We start from the raw sequence: 19,098 nt of genomic DNA, 5'->3' as shown, positions 1-19,098 counted from the left end.
CACTGCCCGTCGCTCCATTGCAAATCGCGGGCAGTCACATCAATGGCGCACGTAAAACCGAGGATGTACTCATCCGCATCGGCAGCCTTCACCTTTTTTGCTTCCTTTTTGATGACAATGGCCAGTTCGCCTTCGTAATGCAGATTTTCGGTCAGCTTCGGATAAACAATCGGCTCGCCCGGACCCACGACAGCAGACGAAGGCTTCAGGAACATCAACGGCTCTTTTGGCAGATCAATCCCCATCTCTGCCGCGTGGTCGCGATAATTCAAGCCGATGCACACCACTTTGCTCGGATCGCACGGCGCTTTCAGGCTGATTTCGTCCAGCGGCAGCTCCAGTCCCGTCATGATCGGTTTGGCTGTTTGGATTTTATAAATATCCCCTTCGATCACCCGGACCTTCTGATCTTCTGCTACCATCCACCCATGCTTGACTTTGCCGTTTCGCTCATAGCGGATAATCATGACTCTTCTCCCCCGTCACGCATTTTTCTCTATCGGCTAAAACAAATCCGTCGTCGTTTCTTTCGGCTTGGTTGTGATTTCTTCGATGACAGTGCCTGCTACTGCCTTTTCCACTAGAGCGTCCACATCCAGCACTTCTTCAAATTTGGCAGCCAGATACGGTTTCGGTCTGGTTACCGGATTTTTCGGGGTAAACACCGTGCAGCAGTCTTCATACGGCAAAATGGACAGCTCATACGTATCGATTTTACGCGAGAGATCGGTAATGTCGACCTTGTCCATCCCGATGAGCGGACGAAGCATGGGAATGGAAATCACCTTGTTGATCGTGTCCATGCTCTCCAATGTTTGCGAAGCTACCTGTCCGAGACTTTCGCCTGTCGCCAGAGCCTTTGCTTTCGTGTTTTCCGCCACACGCTCGGAAATGCGCATCATGAAGCGGCGCATGATCGTGATCAAATAATCTTCCGGACACTTTTCGCGGATCGCGGTTTGAATCTCGGTAAAAGGAACAACGTGCAGCTTGACGGTTCCGCCCCACTTGGTCAGTTTTTGGGCCAAGTCACGCACCTTTTGCAAAGCGCGCTCGCTGGTGAACGGATAGCTGTGGAAGTGGATCGCTTCCAGCGTAACTCCGCGCTTCAGCATCATCCAGCCAGCTACAGGGCTGTCGATTCCCCCCGACAAAAGCAGCAGCACTTTTCCGCTCACGCCTACTGGCAAGCCGCCTGGCCCCGGAATCGTTTCGCAGCTTAAATACGTGCCTTCTGCGCGAATTTCCACATTGACGATCGTTTCAGGCTCGTGCACATCTACTTTGATCGCAGGCAGCGCCCGCAAAATGTGGGTGCCGACGATTCGGTTCACTTCCATGGAAGGAATCGGGTAGCGCTTGTCCGCACGACGAGTGACCACGCGGAACGTGCGCGGTTCCGGCTGCAATTGACGGACCATTTCCAGCGCTTTTTCCTTGATCGTCTCGATATCCGGGTCCACTTGAACGGTCGGACTAAAGGAAGAGATGCCGAAAACGCGCTTCAACCGTTCCATGACCGCATAAGCATCCTCGCCATGCAGCTCGACATACATGCGCCCGTAGTTGCGTCTCACCTTTACTTTGAAAAAGGAGCGCAGCACGCTTTTCACACTTCTGACCAGCGCTTCTTCAAACTGATCGCGGTTTTTGCCTTTAAGAGCAAGCTCGCCGTAGCGAATCAAAATAACATCGTAGTTCATGATAATCTCCTTTGAATGGGTTCTCTTCTCTTATTTTCTGCGATCCGGGACCGTTTGCGGCTTGATAAACGAGCGCAAGGTTTCTACGCACGCTTCCAGCGCGGTCAGGAACTGCTCGATCTCCTCACGCGTATTTTCCCTGCCCAGGCTGATGCGCAAAGATGACAGGGCACAATCCCGTTCAATCCCGACAGCCGTCAACACCCTGCTTGGCTCATTCGCTTTAGACGAGCAGGCTGACTTGGTCGAGACGAGAAAGCCTCTCTCTTCCAAAGCGTGCAGCAACACTTCCGCTTTTACTCCCGGTACGGACAAGTTCATAATGTGCGGAGCTGCCCCTTGCTGCGGCGTGTTGACGATACAGCCCTCGATTCGCTCAATGCCTTCGCGCAGCCGTTGGTTCAGGCTTTGCAGTCTCCCGGCTTCGTCCTTGCCCAGCTCCTCCAAAACCCGAATGGCTTTGGCCATGCCAGCGATCGCCGGAAGGTTTTCCGTTCCCGAACGCACCCCAGCTTCTTGTCCGCCGCCCATCATCAACGGGTGGATAATCAATCCTTCGCGTTTATACAGGATGCCCACTCCCCGCGGGCCATAGAACTTGTGGGCAGACACACTCAACAGATCGATGCCGGAGTCGTGCAGAGACAGCGGCACTTTGCCGATCCCCTGGACGGCATCCACATGGAACAAAACCTTCGGATACTGCTTTAGCCACTGTCCGATTTCTTCCACGGGCTGAATCGTCCCCAGTTCGTTGTTCACATGCATGACAGACACGAGAATCGTGTCCGGACGGAGCGCACGCTTTACATCCTCGACAGACACGCGCCCTTCGCGATCCACAGGCAGATAGGTCACGGCAAACCCGATCCCCTCCAGCTGCTTGCACACATCGTAGACAGCCGGATGCTCGACTTGTGTGGTAACAATATGCTTCCCTCTGTTCTGATATTGAAAGGCAATGCCCTTGATTGCCGTATTATTGCTTTCTGTGCCTCCGGAGGTAAAAATGATTTCCCCTTCTTTGCAGCCCAGGTACTGTGCAGCAACCTTCCGCGCCTGCTTGAGTACGTTTTCGGCTTCCACCCCTTTTTGATGCAAAGAGGACGGATTTCCATAATAGTTTTCCATCGCCCGTTTTACTGTCTCAATGACCCCTGGATGAGGCCGGGTTGTCGCACTGTTGTCTAAGTAAATCACCAGTCCACACCTTCCTGAGGGCGAGCTGCCCTAAGTCTACCCTTCATCATAACACGACTGTCCATGTGGAACATACTACCCGAGTGTACTTCCTGATTATTTTCCCCTGCTTTTTGCAGGCAACCAGTCGTTTTTAGCCAAGCCTGAGCAAGCGTTCACATTCTTTTCACAACTAAAGCGCTTACATCCAAATTTAAGCTATTTACAATGCGATAGCCTTTCGTTAGAATTGTCAATAAATTTAGAAAAAAGATACCTACACGGGAACAAGGAGAGAGCAGCGATGACAACACAAGCAATGCAAGAAAAAATCAACAAGATGGAAGCAGAACTGAAAAGATTGCAGGCTGAACTGGCCAAAATGAACAAAAGTACCCCTCAATACGACCAAAATGATGTCGCATATCTAAATGAGGTGTACAACGGGTGACTTTTCGCTTATTTTATTTGCGATAGCGTGGGTGCGGGCAAGACGATTTGGCCGCTTCCACGCTATTTTTATGTCTATAAGCACAATTTTCGGTTAATTTTTCATTTGGAAAAGGAGGAGTTTTCACCTCTGCTGGGAGAGGTGACCAATCGAGGGTAGATTTACCTGATGAAAGCAACGGTTTCCACTGCGTACAATCAAGATGAACCACTACACCACGCTACGGCATCGAGGAGGCTTTCATGTTCAAAACAACGCGCTGGAAACGTCTCGCCCTGCAAGCTACTCTGGTTGCTGGCTTGCTCCCTGCTACATCTGCCTTTGCCCAAACGATTCAGGTCGTCCCTGGAGACACACTCGGCAATATCGCGTACAAAAACCAGATCACGGTCGAACAGCTCAAACTGGCTAACCAGTTGCAATCGGACATGATCATGGTCGGACAAACGCTGTACATACCTCCGCGTTCCACCGTTTATACGGTCAAAGCAGGCGACGTCCTGTGGAAAATCGCCTACAACCACGGCGTAAGCATTCAAACTATTGTGAATACAAACAAACTGCAAACGACGGAAATTCTCATCGGGCAAAAGCTGCTGATCCCCAAGCAAGAGCCAGTCGCCGAGACACCTGCGCCTGCGCCCGCCCCCAAGCCTGAGCCGGACAAGCCTTGGGTAGAGAGCACTCGCTATCAGGTTGCCAAAGGAGATACGCCTTGGACGATTTCGATTGCCCACGGCATCCCGTTTACCGAGTTTTTGCAAGCCAACAAGCTGAGCGAATCCGATTATTTGCAGATCGGTCAAATCGTAACTGTTCCTGTGCACCACATTCCAAAAACCGAGACAGCAGGAGCCAAGTACGGTGAGTATCTGGACTGGTTTGAAGCGGCCCAGTATTTGTTCCCGATCAACGCGACTGCAAAAGTGACCGATTTTGCTACGGGCAAAAGCTTCATGGTCAAACGCACGATCGGCGCTTCCCATTCTGACACGGAACCGTTGACTTCAGCGGACAGTGCTACCATCAAAAGCATTTGGGGCGGCAATTTTTCCTGGAGCATCCGGCCTGTCATCGTGGAAGTCGATGGCCGACGTCTGGCCGCCTCCATGTCCTCCATGCCGCACAGCATCGAGTATATAACGGACAATGCATTTGACGGGCATTTTGATATTCACTTCCCTGGCAGCCTGCGCCACAAAGACAACCTGATTGACCCCGACCACCAAGCCGCGATTCGGATTGCGGCAGGAAAATAGGCAACTGACAGGCGAAAAGCCGTTCCATCGTCATGACTGGAACGGCTTTTTCCTGTTTGCTTATTTATAAGGAATAGGCCCGCTGTACACACCTTGGAACACTTCTGTGGCTGGCCCTGTCATGTAGACGCGATTGTCTTCTTCCCGCCAATCGATAAACAGGTCTCCTCCTGCCAAATGCACGGTAACCGCTCTGTCGACCTTGCCAGCGAGCGCTGCTGCGACGGCCGCTGCACAAGCTCCGGTTCCGCACGCGAGGGTCACGCCAGATCCCCGCTCCCAGACGCGGAACAAGATCTCTTCCCGATTCAATATTTGGATAAATTCAACGTTGGTGCGTTCCGGGAACCATTCGTGGAACTCGATCTTCGGTCCGTACGTGCGCACATCTTCGTCGCGCACTTCGTCCATGAAAATAATCGCGTGCGGATTGCCCATGGATACAGCCGTCATCGTAAACACAGCCCCGTCCACTTCCAGCACCTCTTCGTGCGCCTGCTCTTCCGGTATGCCTGTCATCGGAATCGCCGAGCGTTCAAAACGCGGCTCTCCCATATCAATCGTGACTTGCTCCACTTTGCCGTCAGCCCCGACAGAGACAACCGGCTTCATCATCCCGCCCCATGTTTCTACCGTAAACGTGGTTTGCGCAGTCAAGCCGTGATCGTACACGTATTTGCTCACACAGCGCAGGCCGTTGCCGCAGTTTTTTGCCTCGCTTCCGTCGTTGTTGAATACGCGCATGCGAAAATCAGCGCGCTCTGACGGAAGAATCAAAATCAGGCCGTCTCCGCCAATGCCGAAGTTGCGATCGCTTACCCGTCTTGCCAGTTCGGGAAGATCCACTCCCGCCAACGTTTCCTCGAAACAGTTGACGTACACATAGTCGTTGCCCAAGCCATGCAATTTGGTAAATTTCATCTGCCACTCCCCGTTTTCTCTGTAATTTCTGACTCTCTTTATATATGGACTTATCTTAACACAACAACTTCCGTTTGGGGGAAGTGGTATACTACCAGTAATCAAGAGCAACCGCTAACTGTCGAGGTGACCTTTGATCCAATGAATGACGCAACATTACGCTATGTGCTCGGCACGAAAAACGAAGCAAAGCGGCTGGCCGTACAAAAAGCCACGGGCATCGACCCGATTTGTCTCGCCGTTCCTTCGGGAGTGCCTGCCCAGCCCATGAGCGAACAAGAAACGATTACCGGAGCCATCAATCGGGCAAAAGCGGCTCTCGCCCTTGCTCCGGAGGCGCAAATCGGGCTTGGTCTGGAAGGCGGCCTGATGTATGACGAAGCGTTTACCGGACAATGGTATTTGATCTCGGTGTGCGCAGCCTGGAACGGAAAGCAGCTGTTTTTGGGCAAAGGTCTGGCTTTTCCCATGCCCAAACAGGCGATTGAGCGCATTGTGGCAGAAAAGACGGAACTGAGCGTGATTATGGACGAGTGGGGCCAAACGAGCGGAAGCAACCATCGCGGCGGAGCTTACGCGCTTTTGACCAACGACCGCCTCAACCGTTCCGATGTTTTTTGCGAAGCCGTCATCGCTGCGATCACACCGTATCAATCCCGTTTTTACACAAGCTGATCGAGGGCGACGTCAAAACAAAAAGCCTCTTCGGCTGTTGCAGCGCGAAGGAGGCTTTTTGCTTTTTGCGGTCTGCTGCTGGTTACTACCGGGCCGTGTAGTACGGGTAGATGACCAAAGCTCCCAAAATGGAGATCGCACCTACAATCATCGCCCACGCCCCCAGCGTTCTCGAATCGCGTCGATACGCCAAATAGCCAAGCACCATCCCGATTGGCGCCACGAGATACGGCATCAGGAACAGGGACAGGATCGATAGCCCCAGACCTGTCATGCCGATACCGCTGGCCCCGCTTTCCCGGCTATCTTCGTCATCGCTGATCTCACGCACAGAACGACGCGAAGGAATCGGCTCGGCGATTTCCGCCGCTGCCTCGATGTCGTCGTCTCTTCTCGCGGTGACCGGCGCGCGGTCTTCCCTCGTCAGTACAACGCCATCCAATCGCTCCGAAAAGTCGTTCTCCACCCTGTCCTCTTCGCCGGAATAACGCTCTGTCAAAGAGTGAGGATCGTAGTGAATCCTTCGCCTTGAGCGTTCCTCATCTTCGTCGAAAGCGGCCTGGGTCCAGGTGTCTACTGCAAATTCCCTGTCGTGCTGATCTACCGTGTCGGAAAAGCCGGTATCTTCCTTCCGCTTCGCATTCATGCGTTCGTGTCGATCCAACATACCATGCTCAGCCCCTTTTTTGGTAAAGGATTTGTTAGTGAAGGAAGTAGCCTTATTGTCTGCCTGCGGTGTACAATTTAAACTGGAGGCGAGAGGATGAAACCAGAGAAGTTCCTAACCATTGGCATTGATATTGACGGAACGGTCACTTCACCCAGCAGTATTGTGCCGTTGATGAATGAAAGCTTTGGCAGAGATTTACGATATGAAGACTGTCTGGAGTACAATTTGGCCAACGTGTATCAGATTACAGACGAGGAGTTTGACAACTGGCTCGCCCAAAATGGTGAACGCCTGTACGACGAAGCGCCTGTTCACGGCATTGCCGATCAGGTGTTGCGCAACTGGTATCCGTTGCACAAGCTGATTTACATCAGCGCCAGGGAAGCGCACCATCACGATGTGACGCTGAACTGGTTTGCCCGTTATCAAATCCCTTACCATGAAGTGGATTTGGTCGGCTCCCACGACAAGCTTGCCGCTGCCCAAAAGTGGGGCGTGGATCTGTTCCTGGAAGATCGGCTGGAAAATGCCCTGCAACTGTCGGAAGCCTTGCAAATTCCCGTGTTTTTGTTCGATACACCGTACAATCAGGCCCGCCTCCCTGAGCTTGTGCACCGCGTGACCTCCTGGGAGGAAGTCGACCACAAAATCAAGACATTGTCGCTTGGACAAGCCCGTGTCTAAGTGTATGCAGCAAAAAGACGTATCTCCTTGTCGGGATACGTCTTTTTGGACGTCCAAGCCTTACTTTGCCGATTTCTTCGGCTTGAACGTCAGACAACAGGTTTCAGACGAAGTGGTTGCTTGATCTTTATGGTCATTTTGACCATACTCACCCGCAAACTCTTCCTTCAGGTTGGCGTTCGCGTGGGCGTCGATCTCCACCATGATTTCGTCGGCGCTGCAAATATTGCCTTGCGCCCAATACTCACAGTTTGCTACGCTGCATTTTACTTGTGGCATTTGGATTCACCTCCTAGACGCTATCCTTCACCATTCGTCTAAGGGATATACTTGTGAAAAACAAACAACCACAAACGATACAGAAAAGAGGGGGAGCCATGCATACACCCCGCGTAGTCGTCATCACCGGAGCGTCTGGCGGTCTAGGTCAGGCGCTGACCCGCTTGCATCTGGAAAAAGACGATCTGGTCATCGCAGCATCGCGTAAACCCGTAAATCATGAGTCGCTGTCCATTTCTTCCGCCAATCGGGAGCGATTGTTTTCCTATGCGCTCCACGTCGGAAACAACGAGGACGTCCGGCGCTTTGCAGCCTGGGTGCATGTGCGCTTCGGAGCGTGCGACCTTTTGTACAACAATGCGGGCGTCGCTGTGTTCGAGCCGCTCGTCGACATGACGATCGACGAACTGGAAGAGACGTTGCGAACAAATATTGCCGGCGTGATGTACACCACTCGCGCTTTTTTGCCGATGATGCTCGATCATCAGCAGGGACATATCGTCAACGTCGCCTCGCTCGCAGGTCAGGTCGCTACCGCCAAAGCGTCCGTATACGCCGCGAGCAAAGCCGCCGTGATCCGGTTCAGCGAAGGCTTGCAGCATGAGCTTGCAGGAAGCGGCGTCCATGTGACCTGTGCCCTTCCCGGCCCGATCGATACGCCTTTTTTGGAAAAAGCGGACCGGACAGGAGCGTATCGCAGCAAAGTAGCCCGTTACTTGCTCTCTGCCGATGACACGGCCCGCCTGATTTACAAGGCGGTAGAGAAAAAGCGTCCGGAAGTAGCCATGCCTTTTCGCCTGAAGATGCTATCCGTGCTTTACAGCCTGCTGCCGCAACGTTTGAAACAGCTAGTTTCCCCGCTCCTCAATCGCAAGTGACTGATTTTTGAGGTCCCGCAGCATTCCGAAGGCGAACAAGCCGCACACCACGCACATGACCGCCCCTGCCCCGAACAATCCTTGTACCCCGAGAAAAGGAATCAACACCCCCGAGACTGCCGCCCCAGCCGGCATTCCCGTTCCCGTAACCGTCCGGATGCTCGTCATCACTCTTCCCAGCAAAGCATCCGGGACCTGCCTTTGCAAATAACTTCTGTACATGATGTTGTAAGGAGAATAACTGAAGCCTGCCAAAGCCATCGCGACCATCGCCACCTCCAGCCGGGAAAAGAAAGCGAGCGGCATCGTGGTCAGCCCCCACAAGACCATGATTCCCGCAAGCGTGCCCCCGAGCGGGAATTTCCACGTAATCGTCGAGAAGAACAACGACCCGAGCAGCGCTCCGATGGCAAGCGACGACCAGAGCATCCCCAGCGCAATCGAGCCACCCTCCAAGTTTTGATTGGCATAAAGCGGCAACGCCACCTCAATCGGCCCGTAAGACATATTGAACAAAAACGTGAAGAACACGAGAGCGACCATTTGCTTGTTTCCGAACAAGTAGCGGTAGCCTGTTTGCATATCGACCAACAGCGAGCGCAAAAACTTGCCCGCCTGCATGTTTTGCGGAACGCCGGGGTTTGCGCTTTTCGTCAGTTCTTTTGGCAGGCGCGAGAAACAGAGGGCGCAAACAAAAAAGCTGGCGGCATCAATCAGCAGTACGTAAGCTTCCCCAATCAATCCGATCAGCACCCCAGCCAGCGCCGGGCCGAACATGTAGATGATTTGCCATTGACTCTCCATGACGCCATTCGCTTTGACCAGATGATTTTTATCCGCCACCAGCCTCGGCAACAGCGTCTGGGCACCCGCTGTACTGAGCGGAGACAGCGTTCCGGCAATGACAATCAATATGTAAATCACGAAAAGCGGAACGTGGTCGACCTGCAGCAAAGCCACCAGAGCGATAAAAATCACCCCGCGGGCTATATTGTCCACCATAATCAACTTGCGGCGATCAAACCGATCCAGCAATACCCCCGCCACCAACCCCGCAAATACGGCTGGCAGCATGTACGCCAGGACAACTCCCCCCATCGCAGCGGGAGATCCGGTCTTGTTCATCACAAACCAGGTAAGCCCCATCCAGCCGAACTGGTCACCCAATCCCGATAAAAACATGCCGAGCCAATACCAGCGAAATCCGCGCTGTCTCCATAATTCTTTCATCCTGCATCTTCCTTTATCTCTGTTTCCATTCATTGTATACACAATTTCATACATTTTCAATATTTATGTTTATTAAATGATAAAGTAAGCAAAAACACAAAAAGCCCTCTGCCCATTCGGGAACGGGCAAAGGGGAAACTCATTCCGGATGAACCGACGATTCCTGCTCCTCCAGACGATGCAATTGTTTGCGGCTCCAGAGCCAAAAGACACCTGCTACAACACCGAACAAGCCAAGCCACACCGAAACAGCAGCGCTCCCGACCTGTTCTGCGCAAAAGCCGAGTACGAGACAGCTCGCTGAAAAGGCTCCCATCGTCGCCATTTCCCTGATCGAGAAAACACGGGCCAAAAAGGCAGGGTCCGCCAGCTTTTGCAGCTTGGTAACGGACAAAATCGAAGAACTGAACGACGCGAATGAACAAAACAGGATGGCGACAGCAAGCCCAAGCAACGGCTTGATATGAAACACCGCGACAATCGACAGTCCCATCGCGATCAGCGCCCAGCCCTGGAAACGAGATATGCCCTGTTCATTCAATCTCTCCGCCAGTCGGCCAGCGGCGATTCCGGCGATCACGCCGCCCAGCCCCAGCGGAATGTCGAGCAAACCGAATACGTACAGCCCTTCGCCCCGCTCCTGAAGCACGTAAAACATCAGCATGATGTAATAAGCGGCGCAGACCCTCTCTGCCATCTGGTACAAAATAACCTGCCCGATTCTTCTGTTGCCGCCGATATAGCGGAAGCCTTCCTGTAGCCGAGCGAAAAAATGCGTGCCTGCCTTGTGCACCACAGCTTCAGCGATCGGAGGAAGCCGCAGCAGAATAAACAAGGACAGCAAATAGCAAGCGGCATCAAGCAAAAAGTTGTAGCGATAGGAAAAAAGATAAACGAGTACAGCAGCGATTCCCTGGCAAACAATAATCAAAAACGAAGTCGTCCCTTGCAAAAGCGAATTGGCTGCCAGCCGCTCCCGTTCTTCAACAGAGCTGACGATGGCTACCTGCATCGCAGGCTGAAAAAAGGCGCTGCAAATATTGACGAGAATCAACAGCAAAAAAGCGATCCACAAATAAGTCACAGACGTGATCAAGAAAAACAGACTGACAAGAATCCCCCTAAGCAGGTTGACGATCAGCATGACTCTGCGCTTGTCCCAGTTCTCCACCAGCGCTCCGGAAAACAGGCTTGTCAGTACATACGGCACCATCCGAAATACCGTGCCTGCGGCAAAGGACAAACCGGAACCGCTCAAATCGTGCAAAAGCCCTACAACCGCAATAAACGTAAACTCATTCCCTATAATATGAACAATATGGGCCGCATACAGACGGCGAAAAATCGGGTGCTGTAGCAAGGTCATCATCGCGCATCCTTTCCAAAAAGCTTACCCAGTCAACTTTCTCCCCATTGTAGCACTTGCCTGAAAATAGCGGCAAATTGTTCTTGTCAATGAGTCAGGCTTTAAGTTATTATACGTTCAAAATAAATTGAACGTTTTTATATTTCATTACGTTCATGATTATTAAAATGAGGCAGGTGCGCCATGAAACGTTTTTTAGTCATCGAAACTTTGGATCAACTGAAAGTCGTCAGCGATGCTTTGCGGATGGAAATCATCACCTTGCTTGTAAAGGAAGCGTATACGGGCAAGCAGCTCGCTACCTTGCTCTCCCTCTCTGCTTCCAAGGTGCACTATCATCTCAAGGAATTGGAAAGCCAGGGCTTTGTCCAGGTCGTCCGTACCGAAGAGAAAAACGGGATTGTGCAAAAATTTTACCGGGCGGTCGCCTACGATCTCAAAGTCAGTGAAGAACTGCTCCCTTCCCTCAGCGAAAACAGCATGCTGCTCCAGGAAGCGATGGTCAACCATTTGCGCTCAAGCCTCACCCGCCTGTACAACGCTCCCGACGAATCGTTCATGCAATTCGCGGACAAAAGCAAACGCGCCCCTGCCATCGCTTTCAACGCAGAAATAAAAGCTCCGCGTCACGAAATCCAGCAGTGGCTTGACAAATACCATGCCCTGATTGACGAGCTGGGCGATATGGAAGCACGCCACTTGCAGCGAATCGCCGCCGGAGAAGCGGAGGACACAGAGGAAAACTTTTATATCGTAACAGTCGGCTTTATGACAGACGAACGCATTTACGTATCGGAAGACGAATCTTTGCCGGATAACTACGAGCACTTGCCGAGCGACTACAAGCATATATCGAGCAAATTCGTGGTCAAAAAGAAGCAGGAGGCGCAACAGGATGACGACGATTCCAACTAATGCCTTGTGGAAAAATCGCTCGTTTCTTTTGCTCTGGTGTGCGACGATCTTGTCAGCCATGGCCGATGGCGCATTCTTTTTGCTGTTGTCCTGGTTTATCGTCGATCAGACGGGATCGGAAACGATGCTCGGAACCGCGCTTATTTGCATGTCGATTCCCCGCCTGCTGTTCATGCTTGCGGGGGGAGTGGCCGCAGATCGCTGGAATCGGAAGTGGATCATGTTCGCTTCGCTTTTGGCTCGCTGCATCATCCTGCTCGGTTTTGGGCTGGTTCTCCAAGGCGAGACGCTGGAATGGCTGTTCCTGCTCATCTACGGGATCGCCGCCCTTTTCGGCACTGTCGACGCTTTCTTCTGGCCGGCTCGCAGCTCGATCCTGCCCTCCCTTGTCTCTCGGGAACAACTCGCTCCTGCCAACAGCATGATGGAAATTTCCCAGCAAATCAGCATGGTCGGCGGTCCTGTCGTCTCCGCGCTGTTGATCCGCACCCACAACTATTCGCTCATGTTCGTCATATTGGCGCTCGCCTTTTTCACAGGGGCACTGGTTTTGCTCGCTTTGCGCCTGCATGCTTCCTCACGCGACGAGACTCGCGCAACCGCTTCGCCGTCTTCTGGCGCAGAATCGTATTTTCAGGATATATGGGGCGGGATTCGCTTTACATACGGGATTCCGATCCTGACTATGCTGCTCGTCACCTCGCTCGTGATCAACATGATGTTTTCCGGGCCGATCAACATGGGGATACCGCTGCACGTCAAAGACCTCGGCTGGGATGGAAGCGCGTACAGCACACTTAGCACCTCGCTTGGCGTCGGCACGATCGTCGGAGGGATTTTGACCGGACTGTGCAAAGGCTTTCGCGGAAAATTTATTCTGCTCCCCTTTTTCCTCGGCGGCATGGGGGTCGCGATGAGCTCGCTCTTTTTCATGCAGCAGCTTTTGTTCGGATTGCTCCCGATGTTCTGCATCGGCATGATGCTCAGCATGACGAACATCCCGATCATCACTTACATCCAGACCATCGTCCCTTCTGCCATGCTCGGCCGCGTCATGTCGCTGCTCTCCCTGATGTCGCTTGGCTTCGGTCCGGTCAGCTACGCTCTCTGCTCGTTCCTTTTGGCCTCGAAAACGGCCACTTCCGGCGTTCTTCTGCTCGCTGGCGGAATCATTTTCAGCCTGTCATCGCTTTGCCTGCTTTTGTTCCGCACCTTCCGCAACATGGAGCAGCACCCTGACTGGCAGCGCTCCGCTGCGGGAGAAGCGATTCATTCCCATGCCTCGTCTACATAGGGGGAACGTTCGCGCTTAGTGGCTTAGTGGCATAGCGGCATGGCAGCATAGACCGTAAGATCATAACAGTGCAGTGCCAGCACCTGAAAAAATCACGCGCCCCTGGCAAGCAACTTCCATGCTTGTCAAGGACGCGTGTTTGGTCTTTACACGGTCTGCTCTTTTCCTACCGACACTTTGGGCAACTGCCGGAAGCCGAAGCCCATCCGGCTGATCTCGCCCGCTTCATCCCGAAAAAACCGGATGTACGAATCTGTCTCGCCCCGTTTGAACACGAAGCCGTCCTCTCCTACCGCCCGCAGCGGAAGCTTGCCACCCATCGCTTTGAGCACCAAACCGTTTTCTTCGATCTCGACGGTTACGTTGGCCCCTTCCGAGGAACGATACTCCCCGACATACGTAGCCAGTCGCTCGACAGGCAGTTCGTAGTCTGCGTAAGGGAACGGAGGAGTTGCAGCAGGTTGGCCGCGATACTCGTTCAACAAGCCATGCATCAGGTCAGTGGCAGGCCCGCCGTCCACGTTCATGAGAATCGCCCCTGTCGTGTCGCTTTCCGGAATCGTAAAAATTTGCGCGCTGACCCCTTTGATCGCCCCGCCATGCTCGATGAGTGTACCGCCGTGGCCATCTTTGCCGATCATCAGCCCGTACCCGTAGCCTTGAAAAGGAGTGAGCGGAGCGTAAGGAGTTGTCATGTCCTTGACACTGTCCGCCGAAAGCAACCGCTTGTCGCCTACCAGACCACCCGTGCGGAACAACTCCGTGTAGCGCAACAAATCGCGAATGGTCGATTTCAAAAAGCCTCCCGAACGCATGGCCGGAGCGTCCCACCAAGCTGGCGAGCGAAACACCGCCCCGCCTTCCTCAGGACTTTTGCGGGTGAAAAGAGTTGCCACCTGCGCATCTGCTGGCAGCTCCTCGATGAGAAAAGCGCTGTTCGTCATGCCGGCAGGCTCCAGAATATGCTCGCGGACAAATTGTTCGTACGCGATTCCGCTCACCCGCCCGACAATAATTCCGAGCAAGGCGTAGCTGTCGTTGGAGTAGCTGAAATGTTCGCCAGGAGCGCCGAGCAGCTCATATTCGAGCTTTGCCATGTAGGCAAGCAACTCGTCGTAAGTCTCGATCGCTTCCGCTTTGTCCAGGTCCCATTGCAACCCGGAGCTGAACGTGCGGTTGGCCGTATCTTCGAGCATGCTGTTTTTCATCGCTCCGACGAGTGAATCCAACGGAGGGAAGCCTGCGGTGTGGGTCATCAGATGATGAATCGTCATCGCGCGAGTATAGTCTTCGTTTGGTGTGGACAGCTCAGGGATGTATTTGCGAACCGGATCGTGGACATGCAGCTTGCCTTGCTCCTGAAGCTGCATGATGGCAACGCAAGTAAATGATTTCGTGACAGAGCCGATGCCAAATACCGTGTCCGGCGTCAACTCCAGCGCGTCTTCTGTATCGTCCGCAAGCCCGAAGCCGCGGAAGTAGTCCATCTGTCCTTGCTTGGCCAAACCAACTGCCGCACCTGTAATTTTTGCCTGGGAAAGCAACTTTTGCGCATACTCCTCAAACGATTCCACCCACACCGCCATCTTTACTTCTCCCCTTTTTTCCCTTTATTTAGAAAAATCGTGAAGCAAGCCTAGCTACGGCCGGAAATTTTGCGAACGCAGGACGTAGTTCCCGACCGCTCGCTTGTTCAGTGCATAGCCGATGCCAGGTCCTTCCGGTACCGCCAATTGCCCTGGAGCAATCAGTTCTACCCCGTTCTCCACGATGTCTTCTTCCCAGTAACGGCTCGATGCCGCTGTATCGCCCGGAATTGTGAAGTTCGGCAGAGTCGTAATGGCGATATTGTGAGCGCGGCCCACTCCGGACTCGATCATTCCCCCGCACCAGACCGGAATGCCGTGTGCCTGGCACAAATCGTGAATCCGCTTCGACTCGGTCAAACCGCCCACGCGACCGACTTTAATATTGATAATGCCGCAGCTGCCCAACTCGATTGCTTTTCGCGCATCTTCCACACTATGAATGCTCTCGTCCAGACAAATCGGCGTGGACAGCTCCCGCTGCAGCTTGGCATGGTCGATGATGTCATCGTGAGCCAACGGCTGTTCGATCATCATCAGTCCGTAGTGATCCAGCTCCTTCATAATATCGACGTGCTCCATCGTGTAAGCGGAATTGGCGTCGGCCATCAGCGGCACATCGTCACCGAACTGCTTGCGGATCGCGCGAATCAGCTCCACATCGAAGCCCGGCTTGATCTTTACCTTGATTTTTTTGTAGCCTTCCGCCAAGTGCCGTTCCACTTTCGCCAACACTTGATCCACCGTCGGCTCAATTCCGATGCTGATGCCCACGTCGATCACCGCTTTGTCGCCGCCGAGCGCCCTGGCCAAAGAAATCCCTTTTTGCTTGCTGTACAAATCCCAAATCGCGCCTTCCAACGCTGATTTAGCCATGTAGTTGCGGCGAACGGGAGCGAACAGCCGATCTACGTCTTCCGGCGTCTCGATCGGGTTGGCAAACAGCTTGGGGATGAGAAAACGCTCCATCATGTGCCAGGCAGTCTCGGTTGTTTCTTCATTATAGTAAGGATCAGGCATCGCCACGCTTTCCGCGTAGCCAACCTCGCCCTCACCGTAGACGCTGACCAGAATCAACTCTTTGACAAGCGTATAGCCAAAGCTCGTTTCAAAACGGAAGCGAAGTGGAATATGGAGTTGCTGCAACTCAATGCGCTCGATTTTCAATGATCTTCATCCCTTCTGTTTCATATAGGTGGCATGCGACAAAATGACGGGGCTGTACCTGGCTGGGAACGGGACGAATCGTACGGCAAACTTCCGTGCTGTGCGGACAGCGGGTGTGAAAAGAGCATCCTGCCGGAACCCGCGAAGGACTGGGCACATCGCCCGTCAGTACAATCCTTTCTTTGCGACGAAACGGATTGGCTTTCGGCACAGCCGACATCAATGCCTGTGTATACGGATGAAGCGGGCCCGCAAACAAATCTTTCTTGTCGGCGATCTCCACAATTCGTCCGAGATACATGACGGCGATTCTGTCACTGATATGCCGAACGACTCCCAGGTCGTGGGAAATAAACAAGTAGCCAAGTCCAAGCCGTTCCTGCAAATCTTGCAGCAGATTGACAATTTGCGCCTGAATGGAGACATCCAAGGCCGACACAGGCTCATCGGCAACGACCAGCGAAGGCTGCACCGCCAAAGCCCGGGCAATGCCGATCCGTTGCCGTTGCCCGCCGCTGAACTCGTGCGGATAACGGGCAGCGAACTGCGGATTCAGCCCGACCAGTTGCAGCAGTTCCTTCACCTGCTCCCTGCGCTCGGCAGACGACATTTTCGGCTCCTTTACCCCCAGCGCTTCCTCCAAAGCCCCCTGCACGGTCATGCGCGGATTCAAGGAAGCGTACGGGTCCTGAAACACGATTTGCATTTTTTTGCGAAACGCGCGAAACCGACTCTCTGGCATGGCGGTTATTTCTTGATCCTCAAAATGAATCGTCCCGCCTGTTGGCTCAATCAAGCGCATGATGCTTCTGCCTGTCGTCGATTTGCCGCAGCCGCTTTCCCCGACCAGCCCCAGCGTCTCGCCTTTTTTCAACTGGAAGGAAACTCCATCGACTGCCTTGACCACTTCGCCGCTCTGACCGAACAGTCCTTTCTTGATCGGAAAATACGTCTTCAAATCGTTTACGGACAACAAAACTTCGCTCATACCGCCATCTCCTCTTTCGCGTACAGCCAGCAGCGGACGGCTTGCGTTCCTTTGCCTGACAGCGGCGGTTTTTCCAGATGACAGCGTTCTTCTGCCAAAGGACAGCGAAAGCGGAACGCACACCCTTGCGTCACTTCTCCGAGCAAAGGGACGCTGCCTTCGATCGGGTCGAGACGTTTTTTCTCTGCTTCATCCAAGTCCGGGATACAGCGCAAAAGTCCGGCGGTATACGGATGAAGCGGCTGCGAGAACAGGCTGGCGACATCTGCTTCCTCCACAATCTCTCCGTAGTACATGACCAGGACGCGGTTCGCCATCTCCGCGACGACGCCGAGATCGTGTGTAATCAGGAGCAGTGACGTGTCGGCCTTTTCCTTCAAGTCGTTCATCAGCTCCAAAATTTGCGCCTGGATCGTCACGTCCAGAGCTGTCGTCGGTTCATCCGCGATCAGCAAATGCGGGTTGCAGGCCATCGCCATGGCAATCATCACCCGCTGCTTCATGCCCCCCGACAACTGGTGCGGATATTCCCGCATAATTTCCTCGGCACGCGGAACTCCGACCTTTTTCAGCATCTCGATTGCCTTGTTCTGCCGTTGTTTTTTCGGCAAATCGGTGTGCAACCGATACACTTCCTCCAATTGCCTGCCGATCGTGTGCACCGGATTGAGGGAAGTCATCGGCTCCTGAAAAATCATGGCGATCTCTTTGCCCCTGATCTCTCGCATCTCCTTTGGCCCAAGCTGACCAAGCTCCTTGTTCCGAAAGCGGATGTTCCCTTTCATTTGCGCAGACGAGCTGGCCAACAGCCCCATGATCGCAAGCGAGGTGACGCTTTTTCCGCAGCCGGATTCTCCTACCAGGGCTACTGTCTCGCCTTTTTTGATCTGAAAAGAAATGCCTTGCAAGGCGGGCAGCACACCGTTTTCCGTGCGAAACTGCACCCGCAAGTCATCGACTTCCAAGAGAGAGTCTTTCATCTGTCCATCCTCCCTTACCTCGTTTTCGGGTCCAGGGCGTCGCGCAATCCATCCCCAAGCAGATTGAAGCCCAGAACCACCAGCATGATCGCCATTCCAGGGAAAATCGACATCCACCAAGCCTGACTCAAAAACGACTTGCCGACAAAAACCATCGCCCCCCATTCAGGCATCGGCGGCTGTGCGCCCAAACCGAGAAAGCTCAAGGCCGCAGCAGCCAAAATACTGACGCCAAACTGGATCGTCGACAACACGATGATCGGCGACATGATGTTCGGCAAAATGTGCTTCAAAAGAATTTGCCAATCCCGGATGCCCAAAGCGCGGACGGCTTCGATGTACTCTTTTTCCCGAATCGACAGCACCGCGGAACGCACGACCCGCACGTAGGACGGGATGACCGCGATCACGACGGCAATCATCGCATTGGCCAATCCTGGCCCGAGCACGGCAATGACTGCGATCGCCAAAAGCAAGGCGGGCAGCGACATGAGAATATCCATCCCCTGCATGATAAACAAATCAAGACGCCTGTAATATCCGGCAATAATTCCGAGCGTGACCCCAATCGTGGTCGACAACACGACCGTTATCAACCCCATCAAAAGCGAGATGCGACCGCCATGCAACAAGCGGGAAAAAATGTCCCTGCCAAAATCGTCCGTTCCCAAGAGATGGGTAGAACTGGGAGCAGCCAGGCGTTGATCAAAGTTCATCTGTTCGACGGGATGCGGGGCGATCACGGGAGCGAGCAGCGAGCCGAGTGTAAAAACAAGCAGGATGATCGCTCCGGCCATAGCTGTTTTATTGCGCTGCAATCGCTTTCTGATCCCTGACCAGTAAGACATGTGACGACTGTTATTCACGATAATC

General features: G+C 53.4%; 20 protein-coding genes (1 of these 20 running past the window's edge). 7 read left to right on the top strand and 13 right to left on the bottom strand.

Annotation, left to right across the window (positions count from 1 at the left end; all coding sequences use genetic code 11):
- The 3 genes in view from IRJ17_RS13155 to IRJ17_RS13145 are tightly spaced (at most 36 nt apart) and all read right to left on the bottom strand, a layout consistent with a single transcriptional unit that may run on beyond the window.
- Positions 1-467 carry the 5' portion of a fumarylacetoacetate hydrolase family protein gene (locus tag IRJ17_RS13155; RefSeq protein ID WP_122964058.1) on the bottom strand. The gene continues 310 nt to the left of window position 1, outside the view, so only the first 467 of its 777 coding nucleotides appear in the window; the start codon lies at positions 465-467; its stop codon lies off the left edge, out of view.
- 36 nt (positions 468-503) lie between these two features.
- Positions 504-1,703 (bottom strand): tRNA uracil 4-sulfurtransferase ThiI, encoded by a 1,200-nt coding sequence (thiI, locus tag IRJ17_RS13150; RefSeq protein ID WP_122964057.1) that lies wholly within the window; start codon positions 1,701-1,703, stop codon positions 504-506.
- A gap of 30 nt (positions 1,704-1,733) precedes the next feature.
- Positions 1,734-2,903, bottom strand: a complete 1,170-nt coding sequence (locus IRJ17_RS13145; RefSeq protein WP_173598190.1) for a cysteine desulfurase family protein — start codon at positions 2,901-2,903, stop codon at positions 1,734-1,736.
- A gap of 283 nt (positions 2,904-3,186) precedes the next feature.
- Here IRJ17_RS13145 and IRJ17_RS13140 point away from each other — a divergent pair, with 283 nt between their 5' ends.
- Positions 3,187-3,333 carry a hypothetical protein gene (locus IRJ17_RS13140; protein WP_167470278.1) on the top strand — a complete coding sequence of 49 codons (147 nt, stop codon included), beginning with the start codon at positions 3,187-3,189 and terminating at the stop codon, positions 3,331-3,333.
- 242 nt (positions 3,334-3,575) lie between these two features.
- Entirely contained in the window at positions 3,576-4,592 is a 1,017-nt protein-coding gene (locus tag IRJ17_RS13135) for a LysM peptidoglycan-binding domain-containing protein (RefSeq protein WP_217022303.1), read from the top strand.
- Between the two features lie 60 nt (positions 4,593-4,652).
- Here the strand turns inward: IRJ17_RS13135 and dapF are convergent, their stop codons facing one another.
- Positions 4,653-5,513: a diaminopimelate epimerase gene (gene dapF, locus IRJ17_RS13130; protein ID WP_122964054.1), complete on the bottom strand. Its 861-nt coding sequence runs from the start codon at positions 5,511-5,513 to the stop codon at positions 4,653-4,655.
- 141 nt (positions 5,514-5,654) lie between these two features.
- Between dapF and IRJ17_RS13125 the strand changes: the two genes are divergently transcribed.
- On the top strand, positions 5,655-6,188 hold the full coding sequence (locus tag IRJ17_RS13125) for a DUF84 family protein (RefSeq protein WP_217022304.1): 534 nt from the start codon (positions 5,655-5,657) through the stop codon (positions 6,186-6,188).
- A gap of 85 nt (positions 6,189-6,273) precedes the next feature.
- Here IRJ17_RS13125 and IRJ17_RS13120 read toward each other — a convergent pair whose 3' ends face one another.
- The gene (locus tag IRJ17_RS13120) at positions 6,274-6,855 is read right to left on the bottom strand and encodes a DUF1700 domain-containing protein (protein ID WP_242774970.1); all 582 of its coding nucleotides are present in this window, start codon (positions 6,853-6,855) and stop codon (positions 6,274-6,276) included.
- A 96-nt stretch (positions 6,856-6,951) separates the two neighbouring features.
- Here IRJ17_RS13120 and IRJ17_RS13115 point away from each other — a divergent pair, with 96 nt between their 5' ends.
- The gene (locus IRJ17_RS13115; RefSeq protein ID WP_122964051.1) at positions 6,952-7,542 is read left to right on the top strand and encodes a hypothetical protein; all 591 of its coding nucleotides are present in this window, start codon (positions 6,952-6,954) and stop codon (positions 7,540-7,542) included.
- Between the two features lie 60 nt (positions 7,543-7,602).
- On the opposite strand, the gene IRJ17_RS13110 is transcribed toward IRJ17_RS13115, so the two are convergent.
- The gene (locus IRJ17_RS13110; protein WP_063228159.1) at positions 7,603-7,821 is read right to left on the bottom strand and encodes a DUF1540 domain-containing protein; all 219 of its coding nucleotides are present in this window, start codon (positions 7,819-7,821) and stop codon (positions 7,603-7,605) included.
- 98 nt (positions 7,822-7,919) lie between these two features.
- Here IRJ17_RS13110 and IRJ17_RS13105 point away from each other — a divergent pair, with 98 nt between their 5' ends.
- Complete coding sequence (locus IRJ17_RS13105) at positions 7,920-8,699, top strand: SDR family NAD(P)-dependent oxidoreductase (RefSeq protein WP_242774968.1); 780 nt, start codon at positions 7,920-7,922, stop codon at positions 8,697-8,699.
- On the opposite strand, the gene IRJ17_RS13100 is transcribed toward IRJ17_RS13105, so the two are convergent.
- Both IRJ17_RS13100 and IRJ17_RS13095 read right to left on the bottom strand, forming a co-directional pair.
- Positions 8,670-9,929, bottom strand: a complete 1,260-nt coding sequence (locus IRJ17_RS13100; protein ID WP_122964049.1) for an MFS transporter — start codon at positions 9,927-9,929, stop codon at positions 8,670-8,672. The two genes, IRJ17_RS13105 and IRJ17_RS13100, sit on opposite strands and share 30 nt — an antisense overlap.
- Positions 9,930-10,068: 139 nt before the next feature.
- A complete protein-coding gene (locus tag IRJ17_RS13095; RefSeq protein ID WP_242774967.1) occupies positions 10,069-11,295 on the bottom strand; it encodes an MFS transporter in 1,227 nt (408 codons plus the stop codon).
- A gap of 183 nt (positions 11,296-11,478) precedes the next feature.
- Here IRJ17_RS13095 and IRJ17_RS13090 point away from each other — a divergent pair, with 183 nt between their 5' ends.
- Together IRJ17_RS13090 and IRJ17_RS13085 are read left to right on the top strand one after the other, a co-directional pair.
- Positions 11,479-12,210 (top strand): ArsR/SmtB family transcription factor, encoded by a 732-nt coding sequence (locus IRJ17_RS13090; RefSeq protein WP_242774965.1) that lies wholly within the window; start codon positions 11,479-11,481, stop codon positions 12,208-12,210.
- Entirely contained in the window at positions 12,191-13,504 is a 1,314-nt protein-coding gene (locus tag IRJ17_RS13085) for an MFS transporter (RefSeq protein ID WP_242774963.1), read from the top strand. Before IRJ17_RS13090 ends, IRJ17_RS13085 begins: the two co-directional genes overlap by 20 nt.
- Positions 13,505-13,650: 146 nt before the next feature.
- Here the strand turns inward: IRJ17_RS13085 and IRJ17_RS13080 are convergent, their stop codons facing one another.
- The 5 genes from IRJ17_RS13080 to IRJ17_RS13060 are packed head-to-tail and all read right to left on the bottom strand — an operon-like array spanning position 13,651 to position 19,094.
- Positions 13,651-15,090: a serine hydrolase gene (locus IRJ17_RS13080; RefSeq protein ID WP_173598193.1), complete on the bottom strand. Its 1,440-nt coding sequence runs from the start codon at positions 15,088-15,090 to the stop codon at positions 13,651-13,653.
- Between the two features lie 54 nt (positions 15,091-15,144).
- The gene (gene menC / locus IRJ17_RS13075; RefSeq protein WP_173598194.1) at positions 15,145-16,257 is read right to left on the bottom strand and encodes an o-succinylbenzoate synthase; all 1,113 of its coding nucleotides are present in this window, start codon (positions 16,255-16,257) and stop codon (positions 15,145-15,147) included.
- On the bottom strand, positions 16,238-17,245 hold the full coding sequence (locus IRJ17_RS13070) for an ABC transporter ATP-binding protein (RefSeq protein ID WP_173598195.1): 1,008 nt from the start codon (positions 17,243-17,245) through the stop codon (positions 16,238-16,240). The genes menC and IRJ17_RS13070 overlap by 20 nt, the downstream gene beginning before the upstream one ends.
- Complete coding sequence (locus IRJ17_RS13065; RefSeq protein WP_242774961.1) at positions 17,242-18,225, bottom strand: ABC transporter ATP-binding protein; 984 nt, start codon at positions 18,223-18,225, stop codon at positions 17,242-17,244. Before IRJ17_RS13065 ends, IRJ17_RS13070 begins: the two co-directional genes overlap by 4 nt.
- A gap of 14 nt (positions 18,226-18,239) precedes the next feature.
- Entirely contained in the window at positions 18,240-19,094 is an 855-nt protein-coding gene (locus IRJ17_RS13060; RefSeq protein WP_122964041.1) for an ABC transporter permease, read from the bottom strand.
- Positions 19,095-19,098 lie beyond the last annotated feature (4 nt).

This window comes from Brevibacillus parabrevis, from assembly GCF_022701015.1.
In the GTDB taxonomy this organism is placed as follows: Bacteria; Bacillota; Bacilli; order Brevibacillales; family Brevibacillaceae; genus Brevibacillus; species Brevibacillus parabrevis.
The sequence above is the reverse complement of the archived record's forward strand: the minus strand, read 5'-3'. Positions and strand labels throughout refer to the sequence as shown.